Source organism: Stieleria sp. (assembly GCF_041595215.1).
Lineage (GTDB): Bacteria > Planctomycetota > Planctomycetia > Pirellulales > Pirellulaceae > Stieleria > Stieleria magnilauensis.
In genome coordinates, this window is sequence record NZ_JBFHKV010000742.1 from 1 (window position 1) to 4,474 (window position 4,474).

A 4,474-nucleotide genomic window follows, 5' to 3' on the forward strand; every position below is an offset into this window, starting at 1 on the left:
ATCCACCGGTCGGATCACGTGGATTCCCCAACCCGGCCAACTCGGCAGCTACGTCGTCGACGTCCGAGCGAGCGACGGATTGGCGGAAACGAAACACAATCTGGTGATCGAATCAGTCGCGACACCTCGTTTGCCCGAGGTTCGGATTGTCACCACGCCCAGTTTCCCCGCATTGCCGGGACAAACGATCCGAGTCGATGTGATCGCCGACGGCGTGGCGCCGATCGAGTCCTTGTCACTGACCTACGACGGCGGCGAAGTCACGCTGAACGAACAAGGTCGTGCAGAAATCATCGCCGGCTCCCCCGGCAAAACGTCTCTGGTTGCCATCGCGACGGACGTCGACGGCTTTTTCGCGACCGTCACTGAAACGGTGCGAGTCCGTACGGCCACCGACAAGGAGGCTCCCCAAGTCGCGTTGTCGCTTGATGGTTCCCAACGCATCACCGAGCCGACCGAATTGATCGCCGCCATCAACGACGTCAACCTGGACCAATGGTCGCTGGAAATCGCCGCTCACGGATCGGACGATTTGGAAACTCTGGCAAGTGGTCAATCGACCGGCGAAGATCTGGCGCTGGCGACACTCGACCCGGCATCGCTGGCCAACGGTTTCTACACGATTCGCTTAACCGCCAGTGACATCAGCGGACGCAGTTCAAAGACCTCCGTGGACGTGGAGGTCAACTCGGACTCCAAAACCGATGCCTTCACGAGAACGGACGTTGACGCGGAAATCACGTTCGGCGACCAGACCTTTCAGATCGCGCGTCAATACGATTCGCTCCGCAAGTCCTGGCGTTTCACGTTCCGAAACGTTGCCCTGCAAACTTTCAGCGAATTGGCGGACGCGTCGTCGGCAGTCGTCCATCCGGCTCTATCCGGCGGCGATCGCGTCTATTTGAGTCTTCCTGACGGACGACGCGTCGGGTTCACGTTTGAACCACAACGCGTTCAGCTCTTTCCTTCCGACGACTCCCTGGTCTTCTACAAACTGCATTGGACCGCCGATGCCGGAGTCGACTACGAATTGCGATCCATCGATCGTTTATTGGTCCGTGGCGGAGAGCGTTATTTCGACCAGGCCACCGGCCAGCCCTATCATCCCGCCAATTTTATTTCAGTCGATGACGCCTATGAACTCGTGCATCCCGATGGCCGGGTCGACCGGATCGACGCAGCGGGCAGGATCACGCGGCAGCAATGGCCCGGCGGCGAAATCGTGCAGATCAGCGACAGCGGCATTTTGCTTCCTTCGGGCGAGTTTCTTGCGATCGTTCACAACGCCCAGGGCCAGATCGCATCGCTCCGCACGCCGACGATGGATCTGCACTACCGCTACGACGACGCCGGCCGACTCGTCGAAGTCGCCTCCGTGTCCGACGTCGCGCAGTCGCTGCACCGCTATGGCTATGAATCCGAAACCGGCGAAACACTTTCGGTCGCGGTCAGTGTCGACGGGAACCATCGCGCCTACCCCGCCGACCAACCGCTGACGGCGGATCTTGGACGTGCCGCTGATTTTTCCGCATCGCCCATCATTGGCGAACTCGACGCCGGCCAGACCGATCAGTACGCCTTCACGATCGACGACGCCCAGTTGCGCAGCACCGATCAGCACGTCGTGTGGGTGCGCGCGATCATCGAACGATATCGCAGTCCGTTCATCGCCGACACACCAAGAATCGCCGGACTCGATCCGATCGCCCGCAGCGTCGATGGCGATCGGACGGTCGCGTTGTTTTCGATCCAGCGTGCCGATCAATACTTGCTGAGCGTCGCTGGGGCATCGGCCGATGACGCGGGACGCTACCGGTTGCATTTGGATGTGGTAGGCGACATCAATCGCGACGGCGTCGTCGATGGACTCGATAGTATGGCACTGGCGAATTCCATGGGAAGTTTCATCGGCGACCGAACCTACGACCCGGCCGCGGATTTCAATGCCGACGGCGCGATCACCATCGCCGACTCACAACTGCTCGCTGCGAATTTCGGGTTTACGTCCGACTTTGCCGCACTTGCGTGGGACGATCGCTTTGTCACCGTCGCCGACTTTCCAACCATCACGCCGCCACCGGGCGCCCCTTCACAACCACCGATCGATCCGCCCGTGGATCCCTCCACCGGCGACGACACCCGGATCACGCCCACCCCCGAACTGCCGCCTTCGGTCGATCCCCCGACCTTCACACCGACTTCGCTGGCGCCGACGGCCGGGGCGACGTTTGACATTCGCAACGGATGGTTTGATGCCGACGGCGAAGCCTGGACGACGACCGGAAATGTCGATTTTGACAACGGCGCAGCGGAACTGTCGGAATCCCCCACCGAACGAACGTCACTTCGCCAAGCGTTTTACGTGCCCGACGGCGCCTCGATCCTGCGGCTGACGATTTCAAACCTGAGCCTTACCGCGGACCCCGACCGCGCCCCCGATGCGTTGGAAATCGCGTTGCTCGACGCCAATACGTTCACCCCCCTGGTCGGCGTGATCCCACTGGGCCAGACCGATGCTTCACTCAATTTTGCCACCGACGGGACCTACCGCAGCGGAGCGGGCGTCACCGTCGGCGACACCCGATCCTCTGATCCATCACAAGACCTGCGCGGCGTGTTCACCGACGGCACAATGCTGGTGCAGATCGACGTCAGTGCGGTCCCGGCGGGAACCCTGGCCGTGTTGTCGATCGATCTAATCGGGTTTGCCCAGCCAAACAGTCACGCACGAATCGACGACGTGTTCCTGGTGTCCGAGGGGCTGCGCGCGCCAATCGCGCGAACCGACTTGGCCGCGACCGAAGAAGACGTGCCGGTCAACCTGGACGTGCTGGCCAACGATTCCGATCACGAATCGCCGTTGGTTCCCGCGTCGTTGACCCTCGTGACGCCGCCTGAGCACGGACAGGTGTTCGTCAGCCCGCAATCGGGCATCGTCACCTATTCGCCGGATCCCGATTACTCCGGCAACGACTCCTTCACCTACACCGTCAAGGACGTCGATGGCTACGTTTCTAACGAAGCCTTCGTCAGCATCAACGTGACGCCCATCACCGACACGCCGTCGTTGGTCGTCCACACCGCCAGGGGCGATCAAGACCAGCCGCTGCCGTTGCAGATCGATGCGATGGCAACCGATGCCGACGACAGTGAACGCCTCACGGTCACGATCGCGTCCTTGCCACAGGGCGCAACGCTCAATCAGGGCGTCCGCATCGCCGATGGGCAGTATCGCTTAGCTCTCGAAGACCTGGACGGGCTGCAGTTGATGCCTTCGGCCGGTTGGAGCGGGCAAGCGATGCTGGACGTCACCGTCACAGCTACTGACCCATCCGCCGATCCCGTCTCCGCCGAAGAACAACTGCGGGTGGACGTTGGCAGCGTGTTCGTCAACCCGATGTCGATCAGCGGGTTCGACGTCAACGCCGGCGAAATCCAACGGTCGCAATTACACACCCTGACGGTAACCTTCAACCAGCACGCTTGGATCGCCGACGCTTCGGCAGACATTTTTGTTTCCAATATCGAAGGCGACGAAATCAGGATCCCGAGTGAGAAGTTTTCGTACGATCCAGACACGTTCACGCTGACGATCGACGTCAACGGATTGATCCAACAAGACGATCAATATTACCTGATGCTCCGCAACGCAGGCATCGCCAGCAACGCAAACCGCTTGCAAACGATGGCTAGCGGACCGGAGTTCGGCAGCGAGTTCTTGCCGCTTCCGTTCCACAGACTGCTTGGTGACGTCAACGGTAACAACGAAGTCGACACCGACGATTGGCGAGACATTCGCATCAGCCTGAATTCCAACGCCGAATCCCCACGCTATGCACGTCATCGCGACCTGACCGGTGAAGGGATGATTGATCGGCACGATTTCGTCGTCTGGCGCAATCGACTCGGGTCCACGACCGATCAAGACCCGCCGCAGATCCTGGCCGGCGTCACGCTTGGGAACAACCGATTGCCGCTGGTCAACGCCTTTCGTACCGATGCAGAATTGTCGCTCGTCGTCGATGACGTCAGCGAAGTGGCTTCGTTGACCGTTTCCGTGGATGGTTCCCCAACGATCGAACTCGTCGATCGATTGTCCTCCGAAGACGCACTGCAGTTGCCATTGACGGAGTTGTATTCGATCGCCGGCCAAACGCTTGCACCGGACGATCAGACGCTGACCTTCGTGGCGGTCGACCGGTACGGCAACGCGTCGAAACCGGTCGATGTCGAATTCGTAATCGATGAATCCGCACCGGCGATCCCCTCCACCCCCGCGTTGTTGGACGCCGATGGCAACGTCACGTCAACGCTGACCGTTGCGGATCCGCGTGTCGTCATCCGTTCGATCGGCGAGACCGGTAGTATCGTTCGGTTGTACCGCGACGGTCGTGAAGTCGGATTGGGCATCGCACAAAGCCCGGTCGACTTCCCGCTGAACCTGGGTTCGCTCGGCGACGGAACGTTCTCGTTC

At 60.6% G+C, this 4,474-nt stretch carries 1 protein-coding gene; it reads left to right on the plus strand.

What is annotated here, in order from left to right; all coding sequences use genetic code 11:
• Window positions 1–4,474, plus strand: a 4,474-nt coding sequence (locus tag ABX749_RS23460; RefSeq protein WP_372898137.1) for an Ig-like domain-containing protein, incomplete at both ends; no start/stop codon positions are given.